Genomic DNA, 16,831 nt, shown 5'->3' with positions numbered 1-16,831 from the left:
TATGCGTACTACGCCCTCCACGAATTGCACATCCTTCCTCACCAGCTCATGGCGATGTCGGTCCGGGAACGGGCCGCCATCTATGCCATGATCTCGATGCGGGTGGAGAAGGAGAAGCTGGAGCGAGTCCGGAAGCGGAGATAGGTTGTAGAAGAAGGGGGTGAAGGAATGGCGAGTGTAAAGGATGCGCTGTCGTACTTTAACAACATGGCCAATGATGTGTTGGTTGGTCAATGGCTGCAGTTTGAAAAGGGATACGAACAGGTTGTCAAACAGATTACTAAGGCTAAGGAAGAGCAAGAAAAATTAACGCGTTCAACGGCAAAATCTGTCTCGTATAAAGAAAAAATGCTTCAGATGACCGAAAAAGTTGTGGATGGCATCGAACAAATGAATCAAAAAATGGGGGAAGGCGAAAAGAAAGCGAGCGCCCTCAGCAAAGCTTTAAAATTTGCCAAATCGGCATATAAAGCGGGAGAAATTGTCGTCAAGGCGACTATTGCTCCTGCTGCTCAGGAACAGAAGCTAGAAGATCTATTTAAAGTAAAAGCAGGTAATGCGGAAGTGGGAACTGCGATGTTTCAGACTTTTAAGAATAATGCGCTGAAGACGGGCTCGGATGTTAATCAATCTCTAGAAAACGCACTGACCTTTATGTCGGCAACCAAAAATTCGGATCAACTCACGCAGCTTACTGGCTTTGCCGATCGAATGAGCATGATGTCGTCAGGAAACAAGAGTTCTAAAGATGCAACAGAGGCAATTATGAGTGCAATGCGCGGAGATACTAGTTCTTTAGCGAAAAATTTTAATATTCCTGATGCCCAAATCAAAAGTTTCAATGCGGAAATTACCTCATCTAAGGGCAATTTTACTGCGTTTCTCTCATCCATGGATAAGCTGCTTCAAAAATCCGGCATGACGCAAGAAGCATTAGGCTCAATGATGGATTCTCCCGTTAACAAGTGGCAGAAGCTGCTGGGACTAGTGGATAACTCGTTTGTTCAGATTGGAACTGGAGCTTTGGCAGCCATTATGCCGTTAATGGAAATGATAAGTGCCGCATTTGAATCAGGAGCATTTCAGCCGTTCATTGATGCTTTAACAATTGGGTTATCTGTATTGGTCCAAGTGTTTATGTGGATTGCAGAACTGGTGCCACCGGCATGGGAATTTATTAAAGGTGCGATTTCTGGCGTAGGAATGGCAATCTGGAACGTTATCAGCATATTTATGGGGTTACTGCCCATCATTACGTTTGCAGCTGTATTACTAGGAATCCTCAATATTGGGCTAATAACCAGTAGAATCGTTGCTTTAGGTTATGGAGCCGCTCAACTAGCTGCAGCTATGAAAACGAATCTCTTAACGGCAGCAACCAGCATCCAAGCCGGAGCAATGAGGATTCTTAATATGATTATTAATGCGAATCCACTTATGTATTTAATTGCTTTAATTATCGCCGTGATTTCAGCATTCGGTGTTTGGAGTGTAGTCACACAAGGACTGAAAAAGGTCTTTAGTAACGTGTTCGGCTTCATTGTCGATCTGGCGCAAAACACGGTCAACACGGTCATTTCCGTCATTAACGGGATCATTAAAGGTGTGAACGCGGTAGCGGGCTTTTTCGGTAAAGTTCTAGGCGTAGATACCAAGCAAATCGCCGAGATTGAGTATAAAGCAGACTTTACGAATTTTAAGGATACGGGACAGAAAGCGATAGAAGATTTTTCGATGGATACCTTCAAGGATAAATTCATGCCGGATAAGAACTTGGGCAAGAACAACGAGGATCTTTTAAAACAATACAACAACGGCAAAACCGGATACGATGTTACCGTTCCGAAAACCACCCCAACCCCGTCCATGCCCGCCATGCCAACGGCCCCAATCCCGGTAGCCCCTGCGGGCGGCAGCATCGATTCCATTGGTAAAGTGGATAACTCGGTGGACGTGGCAAGTGAGGATCTAAAGGTGATGCGCGATTTGGCGGAAGTGAATGCGATCAGCAATATGATCACCCTGACGCCGACTGTGCAGATGACGACGGGAGATATTAATTCCGGGGCCGATCTGGATACGATCATGTCGAGAATTAACCGGACGCTGGAGGAGCAGTTTGTGTCCAGTGCCGAGGGGGTGTATTTGTAGCATGAGCGATTACGGTTTTTTTCTGAGCTTCAATAACCAGGAGGAGGTTTTTCGATTTCCGGTGAACCCTGAGCGGATTGACATCAAGGATAGCGGTGAAGGCAAATCCTATACGGTCGCGGGGCTTGGCGAAGTGAATGCGATTCTGCATCCAAAGCTGACGGAGATCTCGTTTGAAAGCTTTTTTCCGGGTAGGGTGTACCCCTTTGTCCATCTAGGCTCTGACCAGAAGCTGAAGCTTCCGATTGATTACGTAAATACCATTAAAGGCTGGATGGAGTCTCGAAGGCCTATTCGCTTTGTTATGACGGGGCTTGTTCCCGATCCGCTGAGCGTTACGGATGGCAAGAATGTGGTGCGGGCGATGAAGTCTTTTGGCATCAACATGGCGGCCTCCATCGAAAGTTTCAACTGGAATACAATGTCCGGATCGCCGGAAGATATCGAGTTCTCGATCACGCTTAAGCGCTATGTGTTCTATGGGGCACGCAAGGTTATGCCGGTTAAGGACAAAAAGGCCGCTGCGGTGAAAAACAAAGACAGGCCGGATGACCGCAAAAAACCAACCTCCTATAAGGTTGCCAAAGGCGACACCTTGTGGAGTATTGCCCAAAAGCTGCTCGGCAGCGGTTCCCGTCATGCGGACATCCAAAAACTGAATGGAATCAAGGACCATGAGGTCCGGAAGCTGGCCGTCGGCCGGGTTCTGAAAATTCCCTAAAGAGGTGGCGCCATGATCGAACTGATGATTGACCGCAAGAACGGAAGCGTGTGGGATTTGGGGCAGATCGTAACCGACATCACATGGAAAACAAGCCGTCAGGCGAAGCCGGCAAGTCTGGATATCAACTATGTGAACGATGGCCTGGCGCAGAGCAAGGCATTCGAAGTGGAGAACGGCGACATTGTGCGCTTCCGCAAGGATAACAAGGAACTGTTTTATGGGTATGTTTTTTCCAAAGAGTGGGGCATGGACGCCCAGGTTAAGGTGATGGCTTACGATCAGCTGCGCTACCTGTCCAGCAACGACACCTACCGATTCACGAATGCCAAGGTGGAGGATATCATCCGGAAGATCGCCAAGGATTTCAATCTGAAGACAGGAACGCTGGCCGATACGGGCCATACGATCCCTGCCATGCTGGAAGCAGACAAGAAACTGATCGATATCATCTGCAAGGCCTTGGATTCCACGTTGATCGCGACCAAGCAGTACTATATGTTTTACGACCGGTACGGCGAACTGACGTTGACCAACATCAATGACATGCTGCTCATGCTTGCGGTGGGAGAAGACAGCCTCATGACGGATTTTTCATATAAAAAAAGCATCGACAACGAGACGTACAACCGCATCAAAGTCGTGCGGGACAACAAGCAGACGGGCAAGCGGGACGTTTACCTATATCAGCACGGACAAAACATTGCCCAGTGGGGCCTGCTCCAGTTATACGAGGTTGCTGACGAGAACATGAATCCCGCTCAGTTGAAGCAGTTAGCGCAAAATTTGCTGGAGCTGAAGAACAGGGAGCAGCAGACGCTGTCGATCGAGGCTATCGGGGATATACGGGTCCGTGCCGGAAACACGATCTATGTGAATCTGCCGGAAGAAGGTTTGAAGCCGTATCTCATCGATGAGTGTACGCATAAATTCTCGAACGGTACGCACACGATGTCGCTGAATATGAAGGTGGTGTAAGCAGGGATGCTGGATATTATCAAAAAAGCCAGTCTCAGCGCCGTGGGTAGCACAAACCCGATGGCGGTGCTGTACGGCACAGTCGCATCAATCCATCCTCTGGAGGTGAACGTGGATCAGCGTTTCAGCCTGACGGAGGATTTTTTAGTTATCGGAGAGTCGATGACCGAGTACAAGCTGAACATTGGCGGCGCGGAATATGTGATTCGAAAAGGGCTGGAAACGGGAGACACGGTGCTGCTCATACGTTACCAGGGCGGGCAAACGTATCTCGTGCTGGATCGGTTGGTGAAGCCGTCATGATCCCGCAAGGAGGAACGCTGCAGCCGGGTAGCGAGATCGTCGAAACCTTGGAGCAGCCTAGTTTGACATATGATTTGAATCTGGAGGTAGGGACGATCTCCGGTCACATTGACGGGCTTGAGGCCGTTAAACAGGCTGTCGTCAAAATCCTTCAGACTCGCCGATTTGAGCATCTGATCTACAGCAGCAACTATGGGCAGGAGCTGGACTCCGTCATTGGCCGCGACCCGCTGTGGGCCTATGCTGAAATCGAGCGGCATATCAAGGAAGCGCTGCTGCAGGATGATCGCGTGTTGTCAGTGGATGACATGAACATTACGTTTACGGGCGAGTTGGCCATGGCAGAGTTTACGGTCCGAAGCGTGTATGGCACTTACAGTATGACCAAGGAGGTGAGGGAGGATGGTTGAGGAACAGACGTATGAAGCCATTCTGGAGCGGATGCTGGATCGCATCCCGGAGGGTATGGACAAAAGAGAGGGCAGCATCATCTACGATGCGTTGGCACCTTCTGCGGCTGAGCTTGCCCAGATGTATGTGGAATTGGAGTATTCCATGAACCTGAAATTTGCCGCTACGGCATCGGGCGAATTTTTGGATCGGAGCATTGCCTGGTCGGGACTGACCCGAAAGCAGGCTACAAAAGCACAGCTGCTGGGGCAATTTTCGGGCAGTAACGGCGCCCCGGTGGATGTGCCCATAGGGAGCCGTTTTTCATTGGATCCGCTGAATTACAAAGTCATGACCCGGCTGGGTGCAGGGCAGTATGTGCTGGAATGCGAGACAAGCGGGAAGGAAGGCAACCGTCGATTCGGTTCGCTGCTTCCGCTGGAATACGTAGAAGGTTTGGTTAAGGCCGAACTGGTGGAGCTCTGGGTACCTGGCGAAGACACCGAATCGGATGAAGCGTTATATGACCGATACCGCGAAAAAGTCTCCCGGCCCGTGACCAGCGCGAACCGGAATCAGTATGAGTTATGGGCGAGGGAGAAAGCCGGGGTCGGCAAGGCCAAGGCTTTTCCGTTATGGGACGGACCCGGCACGGTCAAGGTGGTGCTGCTGGATAACGAGATGCGTTCGCCTACGCCTTCCGTAGTGGAATCAGTGCAGCAGCATATCGATCCGACCATGGATGGCATGGGAGAAGGGGCGGCTCCCGTCGGTTCGGTGGTCACCGTTGTGGGAGCTGCTGAAGTGCCAGTCCATATCGAAGTGCAGGTTACGCTGCTCGATGGGGCCGGCTTGGATGGTGTGCAGGAAGCGATTGAGCAAGGCGTGCGCCAGTATCTGAAAGACCTCGCGATGTCCGACCCGTTGGTCCGGTATAACCGAATCGCCAACGTGATTTTGGATATTCCGGCTGTCATCGACTACGAGGTATTGACCGTGAATGGAGGAACGGACAGCATTCCGATCCAACAGGAAGCGGTAGCTGTCCTGGGGACGGTGACGGTCCGATGAGTAAAGCTGAAGCTTGGCTGGGTTACTTGCCGTCCTTTTACCATGATGTTCGGGAAATGAAAGCCATTGCCGGAGCCGAAGGGGCTGAGTTGGACAAGCTGGCGCAAGAACTGGAGGATCAGTTGGATCAGTATTATCCCGAAACCGCCACTTGGGCGCTATCCAGGTATGAGCAGGATCTGAACATCCCGGTCAACTTATCCAAGCCGATTGAACAGCGGCGGTCGGTGATTATCTCGAAAATGCGGGGGAGCGGGAAGGTGTCTGCCAGCATGCTCAAAAGTGTGGCACAAGCCTATGAGCGGGGCAGCATCGAGGTATCCGTCCAGCGGGCGGAGTATAAAGTGACGATTCATTTTAGAGATACGCTGGGCATTCCGCCAAATCTGAGCGATTTGAAATCGGCCATTGAGGAGATCAAACCCGCCCATATGGCGGTTGATTACGCCCTGCGTTATCTTACCATCGCCGAGGTGGAGGGCATGACGTTCGAGGAAATATCAGCAACGACACAAGACAGATTGTTGGGAGGAGGAGCCTAAATGACGAATCCGGTTACGCCGAATATCGGGTTGAACAAAATTGATCGAACCTCGCCGTCCACGACGTATTTCGATCTGGAGAAGTATATTGATCAGAACGCGGATGCCGTAGATCGGTTCGCGGGTGAAACCAGTGCGTCCATCGACGCTTTGGAAAAGCGCCTGGACACAGAAGAACGCAGGGAAGTCGTGCTCCAGCCGGGACTTCAGATCGTGAACGCGGAGCGGAGCGCGCCTTTTAAGCTGAGTGGAATTAAGGGTAGGACGCTGGTGAATTTGGCTGGGAGAAAATCTTATGTATCTAATAATGATCCTTCTATAGTAACTTTAAATGTCGCCGTTAACTCAATTTATAATAATACTGATACTATTAATGTAGATATTAAAAATACAAATGAAGGATATATAGTTTATAAGCAGGTAAGTAACTCACATTATAGTATAGATACTGGAAAATATTATGTGATATCTGCAGATGTTAAAATAAACAGTATTTCTGGTACAGGGCAGATTAAAGTTGGAGGTACTGTTGAAGGAGCAACAGATGCTGATAAAACTAAAATTGGAGTATGGCAAAGAGTTTATCATACTATTAAAGTAGGGTCTAATAATGCTTTAAACATTATTATTGGTACATGTTATGCTGCCGGAGTATTTGCAACAGCAAATTTTGATATTAAAAATATTAGTTTTTATGAAATTTCACAAGTAGAAGATACTATCTTTAGAACTCTTTCCCCTGAGCAAAGAAATATTAAATATCCTTATGTTAATAGTGTAACGCCTGTACGAAATCCGTATGCGATCCGGTACGGAGAGAATTTGGCTCCCACACTTTTTGAAGGCACAGTGGAACGGTCAACGAAAATGCTATCGGAATATTCGGCTTTGGTCAAAGCTACAGGTGAAACAGTAGTAGAATACCGCTCTAATCTCATCCCCGCTATACCTAATACAAAATATACACTCCGTGCGATAATTACTCATAATGGCATTGAAAAATATAATGGGGTGTACGTTGATGTACTGGGTTACGATGAAGCTGGTTTGTATGTGTTAGACACACCTGGAACCTCTGTCGGCGGAACAGGTACTGGTACAGATACATTTGCTACTCCAGCAAACATCAAAACTATGGAGGTTCGTATTGTAGCACCACAAGATGCAGCTGTTGGTGACTATGTTGTCGAAGATATTACGCTTAATCTCGGAGCTACGGTTAGAACACACAAACCACGTGAAGACTGTATACTCACGCTGCAAACGGACTTATTCGCTGATCCGTTGACAGATGCGAATGCTGACGAGGTGTTCGAGAAGGACGGGCAGTATTTCAAACTGGCGAAGTGGAAACATGTTGTAATTGATAACTTAATTGGCAACTTTGTAATCCCCATAAATCAAGGGAATGTACCAAGAGGGGCCAAAATTGTTTATATACAGCCCGTCATTCCGGACGGCAGCCGTACTAATGCAGCTCTTCCTGCCTTTATGACCAAGTTCGATGGTAAAATAATGAAATACAAGATTGAAAACAATGCCCTTAATACTTTTGATGATTTTTTACTGAATACTGCCTATCAGAATAAAATTCAGATTGTCGTATCCGACACAGACAGCGGATGGGGTGATAACTACACGCCGACAGCCGACGAGATTAGGGCGTATTTTATGGGCTGGAAGATGTATGACGGGAGCGGTAGCGCCGGAGTTCCTTACAATGGAACTGGATTAAAAGCATGGGTTAATTTAGTCCAATCTTTGGTGGGGAACCGTTCCAACTGGACCACGACTCTTCCAACAACACCCGCTGTGGAATGGACCCCCTATCAACTCGTTTACCAATTAGCAACGCCAACGGTCGAGCCTATCGTATCCGAAGGCATGCTGAAGTTTAATGAAGGCGATAATCAGATCGAAGTTGGGACGGGGATTGTGGTTCGGGAGAGTGTGAAACCGTACAGGGTACCGAGTAATGGTAATACAGTGATTAACTCAACTTATCCTGGTGAGGAAATTTCCAAAACTAAAATGAAAGTTGATAAATTTCTGTATGTGTACGAGAACGGGATGACCGATAACACATCGTGGACCTTTGAACGCCATGCTCCATATGCGTATGGTATAGAGCGACTGTACATGGTAGGCGGCGGAAGGTACGATCCAGCAGCAGCCTACTCTGTCACATACTTGACTCTGGACAAGTCGCCAATCGTCTCATTTAGCGGATCGTACGCTGCCAACGAAAAGGTCATGCTCCAAGAACTGACCGATGCCGTGCAGCAGAAAGCGACTGCTGTATCCGTGTTGATGAATAAGAAGGTGGATAAAGATGCTTCTGTTGTATGGATAACGCCGACACTTTTGAATGGTTGGAATGCATTTAATTCCAGTACTCACTTTACTTTTGGTTTCTCTAAAGACTCTGAAGGTTTTGTACATGGGAGAGGGCTTATTACCGGGGGAGTTGGAAACGTGGGGACAGTAATTGCAAAATTACCCCCAGGTTATAGACCAATAAAAATTTTATCATTCCCAACACTATGTTTAAATGGGACTGCTCCATACCCAACCATCATCGATATTAATCCTAATGGTGATGTAATATTCTCATCAAATGCCTACAACACGTCAGTAATGTTGTATTTACCACCATTCCTAGCCGAACAATAAAGGAGGCACCACATGAAAGCCGTTCCCAAAGTAAATACAAACGGCCTCTATTTAGAGGACACCCTAGTGGACGATACCTTTTCTGGTGTCGTCCCTTTTTATTCCAACATGGAACAAGGAATATTAGATGTGCTAACGACAGCAGAAAACGTAACTCAACCAGAAGGCGAAGCGCCCAACGAACCAGAATCCAACATCTCCGGCTACATCATCGGCATTCCGGTTATTCCCGGTTTGTTCCGCCCGCGCTTTGATCTCGCAGCCTGGAATGCATACGAGTCTGCCGTAAGCGCAGCACAAGATTCATTCCAACAAGCCTTGTCTAAATGGCATGTACTCCCGGAAGAGCAGCGCGGCGACATGCCGGTTCTGGAGTCTCCGGCTCCGCCGATATTTTGGGTAGAAGGCCTAACCCCAGAGGAAATCGAGGAGCTAACCAGACCCCAACCAGTAGAGCCTAATGAAATGGATCGCTTAGGTAGCGAGATGGTAACGCGGGAATTGGAGGCCTTGGAGCTGCGTCAGCAGAACGAGGCACAGGGCGCTCAAATCGTGGGACTTGAATTGCGGTTGCTGTCACTTGAAAATAGCTGATCGAAAGGAGCGGGAGACGATGTTCGAGAACGATTTTGAACGCTTGAAGTATTACTATGACAAGAAGTGGGCGCAGAAATCTCAATTGAGACAGTATGTTGCGTTTGGCGTGATCACCTCGGATGAATATGAAGTCATCACTGGCGAGGCATACTAAACGCTGCTTTGAATGGCCTCACATGAGAAGAAGCTTCAACGGAGAAGGCGGAATCGTGCTGGAGAAGCGGAGCGGTCGCCTTTGTCCACGGATTTTAACCCTATCCATAAAGTTATAGAAAAATCTGGGGGCAACAGCGATCGGAAGCATGATCCGCATGCGAAGTGGTGTACTGCTTAAATAAGGTTTTCAATCCAAGCCCTCGGTTCCCCCGAGGGCTTTTTCACACCTTCAAAACCCTATCAAAGGAGGAAGAATTATGTATGAGCACATCGGTCAGTTTTTTAAGATGCTGGTGGCGGGGACGGGGGCCGTGACAGGGTACGTCTGGGGCGGATGGTCGCTGCCGCTGCATCTGTTGTTGTGGTTCGTGGTGATCGATTGGTTGACCGGGTGGGGCGCGGCCTGGATGAACGGCGAGCTGCGCAGCCGTATTGGTTATACTGGAATTGCACGCAAAATGACCATTTTTCTCATCATCGCCCTGATGCATCTGGTGGACCGGGTGCTGGGGGAGATGAATTATTTTCAGAATACGGTGATCTTCTTCTATCTCGCGAATGAGCTGCTGTCTATTATTGAGAACGTAGGAAGAATGGGGGTACCGATCCCCCAGTCTCTGCGTAATGTGGTACAGGTATTCCAGATCAAATCCGAAGAAGGGGAAAAGCCAACCGCAGGAAAGGAGGAGAAAAAGGATGAGGCCCTCTGAATTTATAGCCAAGCTGGCCCCCATAGCTGCTCAGGACATGCGTCAGTACGGGGTACCCGCTTCGCTTACGCTTGCCCAGGCAATCCTGGAATCCAACTGGGGAACGAGCGGCCTGACGCAAAAGGCGAACAATCTGTTCGGCATCAAAGGAACCGGCCCGGCGGGCAGCGTCACCATGCAGACAACGGAATACCGGGGACAGACGCCCTATACGACTCAAGCCTCATTTCGAAAATACAACCATTGGCATGAATCGGTTGCCGATCATACCCGGCTGATCCTGAACGGTACGCGTGACAAGCCGCAGCGCTACCATGGCGTGTTGTGGGCGGATTATAAAACGGCGGCCACGGAGATTTGGAGAGGTGGCTATGCCACTGACCCCAATTATCCCAAAAAGCTCATTTCCATTATGGAGCAGCATTCGCTCCATCAATATGATGTGCCTAGTCCGGAGGAGGAGGAACGCATGAAAATCGAACAATTAACGGCAGAACTGCAAAAAACACAGGACCAGGTTCGGCAGCTTAACGAGCAGTATGCTTCGGCAATGAAACTGCTAACCGAGCAGGGCAATGCCATCAAGCAGATGAATGCCAGGCTTAAGGCGGCGGAGACGGAGAAGCCTGCGAAGGTTCCGTCTTGGGCGGAACCGGCGGTACAAGCTGCAAAACAGGCAGGAGTACTTCATGATCCTGAGGGCAGCTTCGATTTTTACCGGATCATGACCGTGCTGCATCGTCTGGGGATTATCAGTAAAGGGAGTAAGTGACGATTAGAGTTTTCTTTAAGAGACGGTTCCATCTAATTAACAGGGTAGCTCTTTATTCTTTTGAATGAATTTGGATACAACTTCCCTTGAAATTGAAGTGTAAGGAAAACAAAATAAGGAACCGCTTGGTCGCCATTAGGCGGCCTTTTTATTTTTGGCACGGGTTTTACAGGGAAAATTCCTGATCATATAAACCAGAAGGAGAACAATCATGATGGCAAAGTATCTGTTAACGCATGTAGAAGGGGAGAAAGCTTATCCGGGTGTGGAGGAATTCGATGGGGATATTCATGCTTACATGGAATCAAAGGCATTGTATATCCGTACCATTCCCTTGACTAGCGGTGTGAACGGAAATTATGTCTACGCCGACGGTCAGAAGGACCGCTTCGGTGATTCCGTCACGCTGGGCCTTCTGACTTTTGTGCAGAATACGATCCCCGCCCGGCATATTCGCTGGATTATTGCCCCGTTGTAGAAGGAGCTGGCGCATTGGCGGTAGGCGTGTTATAAATTACCGCTTATATGTAATATTTATCGGTCAATATGTTTAACCAAGCATGAATAGCCTGAAAAGAAAAGTCGCCTAGCGGCGACTAAAATAAAGCAGCGATGCAGTTTTCGATGATTTTTCTACTCCGGGTTACCCTAGCCTGGGAAACCAACTAATTTCTCGATGTAAAAGGGTAGAATAACGTGCCTCCCCACGCGTTGCCAGGCATTATACCTCACCTCACCTTACCTCACTTCACCCTCACCGTCCCCACCGCATTTGCTTGATTCCCCGCATGATCCGTAACGGTATAGGTCACCGTGTAGATTCGGCTTTGGCCGCGTGCCGATTTCTCCGCTCGCAGCCGGAAATGAGTGTCATGGGTACCGAATTCGGCATCCTGAACATCCGGTCCTCGATCACCTCCCTTGCCTTTGCTTTCGCTGTTACTCGCGTCCTTATCTTTCTCAATGGAAATCTCCTGGCTATCCCGGCTACCCCCCTTGCCGCCTGCACTCTCAATGGTGATGGAGGTTAGCACGATGGACGCAACGCCAGAGCCTTCATCGCTGGATTCGAGGCTGGCGCGAATATCGACCATTTTGTGATTCGGCGCCTTCAATACGGAAGGCGAGAGCGTAACCTTAAGAACTGGGGCGATTTTATCGATATTCGACACGGTTGCCGTTAGGGTGCCTTCGTTGCCGTCCTCATCCGCATATTCGAAGGTAAACGAACCGTTCTCCGTAAACCTGTAAGTTGGAGATCCGCCGTTATTCGTAACGGTAATCGGACTCTCCGACACCAAGGCTGCTATAACGTCTCCATTTGTCGGGGCCGTCGTGCTGTACTCCAGGCCCACGGTGAAATCGGTATACGTGACGCCAGGTGCCGCCGTGAAGTTCTCGCCGATATTGTCCAGCGTATTGCCGCTTAGCTTGATATTCTTGCCTGCCTGGAGCTGAATTCCGTTGCTGTTGCCGGTGATGGTATTGTCCAGAATCTGCACGTTCTCCGGGTCTCCGGCTCCGATGCCGCCCGCGTTGGTGTCCCCGTTGTCATGCTCGAGCAGGATGCCCCAATAATGCTCGGCCGTATTCTGGCGGATCGTGTTGCCTTTGATGATCGTGCCCGGGCCGTTCAAAATATTGATGCCTGCCGCGTTAGGAATATCGAGGGTATTCTCGATCCGGTTGTTCTCGATGATGGTATCCGGCGAGCCCATCGATACGACGATGCCTTCCCGCGCATTGCGGATCGTGTTGTCGTGGATATAGTTTTTCGGGCCGGATTTGCTGTGATTGGTCGGGGCGGTCCCCCCGGTATTCCCGATGCCGATGCCGCCGCCATACGGCATGTCGGTGATCAGGTTTTCGTGGATCTCGTTAAAATACTCCAGCTCCCCATGCAGATCAATCGCATCCAGCCGGACCTGGCGGAATTCGTTGTGCCGGATCACATTGTTATGGGCCACATATTGAATGAGTGCGCCGTGTCGCAGGTAAGGCCCCTCGAAGGAGGAGTCCTCGACCAGATTCCACCTGGTATCGTTGGCAAACCCGTTGCGGTCGACCTTCGGCACGCCCTGAATGGATACGCCGTACCCGGCACCGCCCGGACCGAGGTCCGTGGCATTTCGGAACGTCGTGTTGCGGACAACGATGTCATGGCTGTTCTCGATGCGGACGCCCATGCGGCTGAATTTCTCGATCGTCACGCCGTCGATCGTGATGTTGTACGATGGCGCCTCGCCATAATTAGCGGCAATGATCATCATGTCGGGCCCGCCGGCATCCGGGTTGTTGATTCTGTGATCCGTCGTGTACTGGCCATCCCAGGCAGATGTCAGCGTCAGGTTGGAGATGGTCAGATCATGCTGTTTGGCGGATCTCAGCATCGTGCTGTTGCGGACCTTGTTCAGCGAGGTCTTTAGAATCGCGCCGTTCTGGCTTTCCCCGCGTAAATTGACCTTGGATTTCAGCATCAGATTGGTCAGTCCATCGGGCGTGCTGTTTAAGTTGTAAACCCCATTCGGGAAAAACACCTCGTCGCCCGGGAGCGCTTCATCCATTGCTCGTTGTATCGCCGGTCGATCGTCCGTTGCATTGTCTGCAGGATCAGCCCCGTAATCGACCACGTTCAACGTCCTTCCGGTAGCAGCAAAAGCCTGATGCACCGGATGGTCGCTGCCGTCCGCATTCTTCATGCCTGGGGCGGTAAAAGGAACGGTACCCTCCGGCGGCTGCGGCACTAAATCCGGAATGATCGCCACGGGCGTATCCCCGTTAGCGAAAGGCGGATAGATATGAACTTCCGTTAGGCTCGTATAGGCACTGCCGTCCGAATTTCCGCGCCCGGTCAGCTTCACGTAACGCGCACTCGTGTCCGTAACGTCAAAAGGCTGCATCGCGGTGGTGGTTCCGCTGCTCGAACCGTTGAAGAGCGGAGACCAGGTCACGCCGTCATCGGAGGTTTCGATATCGATCTCCGTAGCGCGAGTGTCCCCTTTATAGAAGGCGATGCCCAGATAACCGATGTCCCGGGCCTCGCCGAGATCGTACATGATCCACGGACCGTCGCCGGCGGCAGACCAGCGGGTGTACAGATTCTGGTCCAGGGTATTATCCTCGATGTTGCCGTCGCTGCCGCTTGCCGTGACCGAGACCACTGGCCAAGGCGCTAAGGGAGCGCTAAGCGTCGTAACCTGCAGCGTAAGCGGAACCGGACTGACGTTTCCGGCGGCATCCACGGCCTCGACCTTATAGCTGTACTCCGTGTGCGGAGATAGCTCTTCCGCTTCATGGCGGGTGATGTCGGAGTCCAGCTCCATGACTTTGACGCCGTTTTGATAAACGTTATACTTCGCGACGATCTTGTTGTCTTCCGCCGTCGGCCATGACAAATGCACATAATCTTCGCCAATGCTGCCGATGGACAGGCGGCTTCCGTCCGGCCAGGACGGCGGCGTTGTATCCTGACTGGAATCCACCCATTCGCTCACGACCATGGCAGGTCTCGGATTGCTGGAGCCGTTGGCTTCCTTGGTATAGATATTGACGCTGACACCGGTATGGGCCGCATCCGCCAGGAGAAACGATACGCTGCCATCTGTTAGGTGACTGCGGACATAGTCCGTCACATCGACGCTGTATACCTCCGGCCGGCCTCCATTCTCGGCCTGTACGGTAAACGATCCAATATAAGCATTTGGATCGAGAACGTTCACGGGTGCATTGTTCCAAGTCAGTTGTCTTTCGCTCCAGGCTGTATCCTCGATCCCGTAGAGGGAGAGCTCAAGATCCGTGTTGCTGGTGCCTTTTTTCGCGGCGACCTGGAATTCGTAGCGGTAATCGGGATCGCTCAGAGTGGAAGCATCGAATTTGAAATAGACATACCTTTTGTTGGTTGTACCGGATGAAACGCTAAACAGACCGACGCTTGTGCCTGTAGCGGAATTGATATTGGCGTCCGGTTTGGAGCTGTCGATCAACGCATCGTCCGAGGGCTCCAAACGGCCAACCTCAACGGGGATGCCCGTTGAAGGATCAGTCGGGTCGGTGGGATCGGTCGGATCCGTCGGATCAGGAGGCGTGTAGCCGTCTTTGTAGAGAATCGGCGTCGTGACCTCCAGATTCTTTACGTGCTGCTCCATGAAGGCCCAAGCTTCCGCATCCGCGGTTGTTTTGGCTTCTCCGGTAAAGCCGTGGCCTTGGCCGGGAACGATTTCGAAATCGACCACAGGAACGCCGGCAGACATCAATTGATTGGCGAAGGTGACGCTGTCGGTATAAGGGATGGTGGCGTCCGCGTCTCCATGCCGAATCCAGAACGGCGGATCATCGGGAGTGGCGTACGTTCCGGGCATGGCAAGCCGTGCTTCAATCGGGACGGACAGGGCGTTATGCCCGCCGAGCAGCTTCGTGACCGAACTGTACCGGTCGGCAAAATCGGTCGTGAAATCGGCAGGTCCATACCAGTCCACCACGGCCTGCACCTTGGTGGAGTATTCCGGCCAGCCACCGGCGCCTTCGATATCGGGAAGATGCACCGTATCCCCGGTATCCAGCGTGACCGTGTCCTCCAGAGTCAGGTCTCCCGTCGTTCCGAGCAGGGAAGCGAGATGCCCTCCCGCCGAAGTGCCCCAGACGCCGATTCGGCTCGGATCGATGTGGTATTGCTCGGCGTGGGCGCGCAAATAACGGATGGCCAGCTTCACGTCTTGAATTTGGGCCGGGTAAGGCGCTTCGGGAGTTAGACGGTAGCTTAAGGAAACGCCGATATACCCGCGTTTAAGGACATAGTTGCAGATGCTGCCCAGGGCGTTTTTGCGGTCGCCCTTGTTCCAGCCTCCCCCGTGAATGTAGATCATGACCGGCATAGGCTCGGCCGGCGGAGTGCTCGGAACGGCGATGGACGTATAGAGGTCCCGGTCGCCGGCTTTGCCGATCAAAACGTCCTCATAGAGGGTTACGCCTTCCGGAGCAGGGTATGGGCCGGTTTCGGCCGGCGGGGGTTCAGGCACGGGATTGATCGCAGGCGGAATGCCCGGGATGGCCTGACCAGACAGCGAGACGCTGTCGATATACATATTGGCGTTCATCGGATCACCTACCCGGAACTGGATTCGCACGTTCGGATTGCTGTTCGCTTCCGGCGGCAGCGTCCAGGTTTTTAACGTGTTGGATTCGCTGCGCGGCGCTTCAGGAGTTCCCGGGGCCAGCTTGAAATCCTCCAACAGGCTCCAGGTTGAACCTTCGTCGCCGGACCACTCTGCCACGATGCTTCCGCTGACATAAGAGGAGGCTCTCGTATAATAACTCAGCTTGATGTTGCCGTAACCCGTCGTATTGACGGGCAGATAGACGGAATCGGTCACGTCGATTTTCATGAGGTTCGGCGTGGACGGCGCGCTGCCGGATACGGAGGTCTTGGCTTTGCTTCCGCCTTCCCCGGTTTGAACCCAGGGCAGGGGAACGACGACCCCTCCGGCGGTGCCGTATCGCTCCGAATCGAAGTTATCGGAGAAGAACAGAATATCCGGACCTTCTGGTTCCGGTAGGAGATCGGAAGCTGAGGCAACAGATTCTGCCGCAAGATCGAATTCTGCAACAGATTGTGCAGATATAACAGGAAGCTGCCCTGGGGATGCCATGACGCTCATGGTTATCAGCAGGCAGAGGACTAGGCATGAGAACCGGTAAAGTTTCTTCTTCAACGTTTCATCCCTCGCTTTTCGATTGGTAGTTGAAGCGTGTTTAAGAACGCCCGGAAGCA

The 16,831-nt window shown here is 51.1% G+C and carries 14 protein-coding genes; 13 read left to right on the top strand and 1 reads right to left on the bottom strand.

All coding sequences use genetic code 11. The annotated features are described in order from the left end of the window. Positions 1 to 168 precede the first annotated feature (168 nt). The 13 genes from MHI43_RS27185 to MHI43_RS27125 all read left to right on the top strand — a co-directional run bounded on the left by MHI43_RS27185 (position 169) and on the right by MHI43_RS27125 (position 11,542). Positions 169 to 2,151: a hypothetical protein gene (locus tag MHI43_RS27185; protein ID WP_036665113.1), complete on the top strand. Its 1,983-nt coding sequence runs from the start codon at positions 169 to 171 to the stop codon at positions 2,149 to 2,151. Position 2,152: 1 nt separating this feature from the next. Further along, entirely contained in the window at positions 2,153 to 2,872 is a 720-nt protein-coding gene (locus tag MHI43_RS27180) for a LysM peptidoglycan-binding domain-containing protein (protein ID WP_036665115.1), read from the top strand. Between the two features lie 12 nt (positions 2,873 to 2,884). Continuing rightward, positions 2,885 to 3,850 carry a phage-like element PBSX protein XkdQ gene (locus tag MHI43_RS27175; RefSeq protein ID WP_036665117.1) on the top strand — a complete coding sequence of 322 codons (966 nt, stop codon included), beginning with the start codon at positions 2,885 to 2,887 and terminating at the stop codon, positions 3,848 to 3,850. A gap of 6 nt (positions 3,851 to 3,856) precedes the next feature. Next, positions 3,857 to 4,153 (top strand): DUF2577 domain-containing protein, encoded by a 297-nt coding sequence (locus MHI43_RS27170; RefSeq protein ID WP_036665118.1) that lies wholly within the window; start codon positions 3,857 to 3,859, stop codon positions 4,151 to 4,153. Beyond that, positions 4,150 to 4,563, top strand: a complete 414-nt coding sequence (locus tag MHI43_RS27165; RefSeq protein ID WP_036665119.1) for a DUF2634 domain-containing protein — start codon at positions 4,150 to 4,152, stop codon at positions 4,561 to 4,563. Before MHI43_RS27170 ends, MHI43_RS27165 begins: the two co-directional genes overlap by 4 nt. After that, the gene (locus tag MHI43_RS27160; RefSeq protein WP_036665121.1) at positions 4,556 to 5,614 is read left to right on the top strand and encodes a baseplate J/gp47 family protein; all 1,059 of its coding nucleotides are present in this window, start codon (positions 4,556 to 4,558) and stop codon (positions 5,612 to 5,614) included. Before MHI43_RS27165 ends, MHI43_RS27160 begins: the two co-directional genes overlap by 8 nt. Continuing rightward, positions 5,611 to 6,156: a YmfQ family protein gene (locus MHI43_RS27155; RefSeq protein WP_036665122.1), complete on the top strand. Its 546-nt coding sequence runs from the start codon at positions 5,611 to 5,613 to the stop codon at positions 6,154 to 6,156. Before MHI43_RS27160 ends, MHI43_RS27155 begins: the two co-directional genes overlap by 4 nt. Beyond that, positions 6,157 to 8,829 (top strand): hypothetical protein, encoded by a 2,673-nt coding sequence (locus MHI43_RS27150; protein WP_036665125.1) that lies wholly within the window; start codon positions 6,157 to 6,159, stop codon positions 8,827 to 8,829. Between the two features lie 12 nt (positions 8,830 to 8,841). Next, positions 8,842 to 9,423: a hypothetical protein gene (locus tag MHI43_RS27145; RefSeq protein WP_036665126.1), complete on the top strand. Its 582-nt coding sequence runs from the start codon at positions 8,842 to 8,844 to the stop codon at positions 9,421 to 9,423. Further along, positions 9,410 to 9,580 carry an XkdX family protein gene (locus MHI43_RS27140; RefSeq protein WP_341283185.1) on the top strand — a complete coding sequence of 57 codons (171 nt, stop codon included), beginning with the start codon at positions 9,410 to 9,412 and terminating at the stop codon, positions 9,578 to 9,580. The genes MHI43_RS27145 and MHI43_RS27140 overlap by 14 nt, the downstream gene beginning before the upstream one ends. 259 nt (positions 9,581 to 9,839) lie before the next feature. Next, positions 9,840 to 10,292 (top strand): phage holin family protein, encoded by a 453-nt coding sequence (locus MHI43_RS27135; RefSeq protein ID WP_036665128.1) that lies wholly within the window; start codon positions 9,840 to 9,842, stop codon positions 10,290 to 10,292. After that, a complete protein-coding gene (locus MHI43_RS27130; RefSeq protein ID WP_036665130.1) occupies positions 10,279 to 11,064 on the top strand; it encodes a glycoside hydrolase family 73 protein in 786 nt (261 codons plus the stop codon). Before MHI43_RS27135 ends, MHI43_RS27130 begins: the two co-directional genes overlap by 14 nt. A gap of 211 nt (positions 11,065 to 11,275) precedes the next feature. Continuing rightward, positions 11,276 to 11,542, top strand: coding sequence for a hypothetical protein (locus MHI43_RS27125; protein WP_015737345.1), 267 nt, complete (start codon positions 11,276 to 11,278; stop codon positions 11,540 to 11,542). A gap of 265 nt (positions 11,543 to 11,807) precedes the next feature. Here the strand turns inward: MHI43_RS27125 and MHI43_RS27120 are convergent, their stop codons facing one another. Next, positions 11,808 to 16,772: an alpha/beta hydrolase fold domain-containing protein gene (locus tag MHI43_RS27120; RefSeq protein ID WP_036665132.1), complete on the bottom strand. Its 4,965-nt coding sequence runs from the start codon at positions 16,770 to 16,772 to the stop codon at positions 11,808 to 11,810. Positions 16,773 to 16,831: the final 59 nt, after the last annotated feature.

It is taken from the genome of Paenibacillus sp. FSL H8-0457 (assembly GCF_038051935.1).
GTDB lineage: Bacteria > Bacillota > Bacilli > Paenibacillales > Paenibacillaceae > Paenibacillus_AQ > Paenibacillus_AQ lautus_A.
The sequence above is the reverse complement of the archived record's forward strand: the minus strand, read 5'-3'. Positions and strand labels throughout refer to the sequence as shown.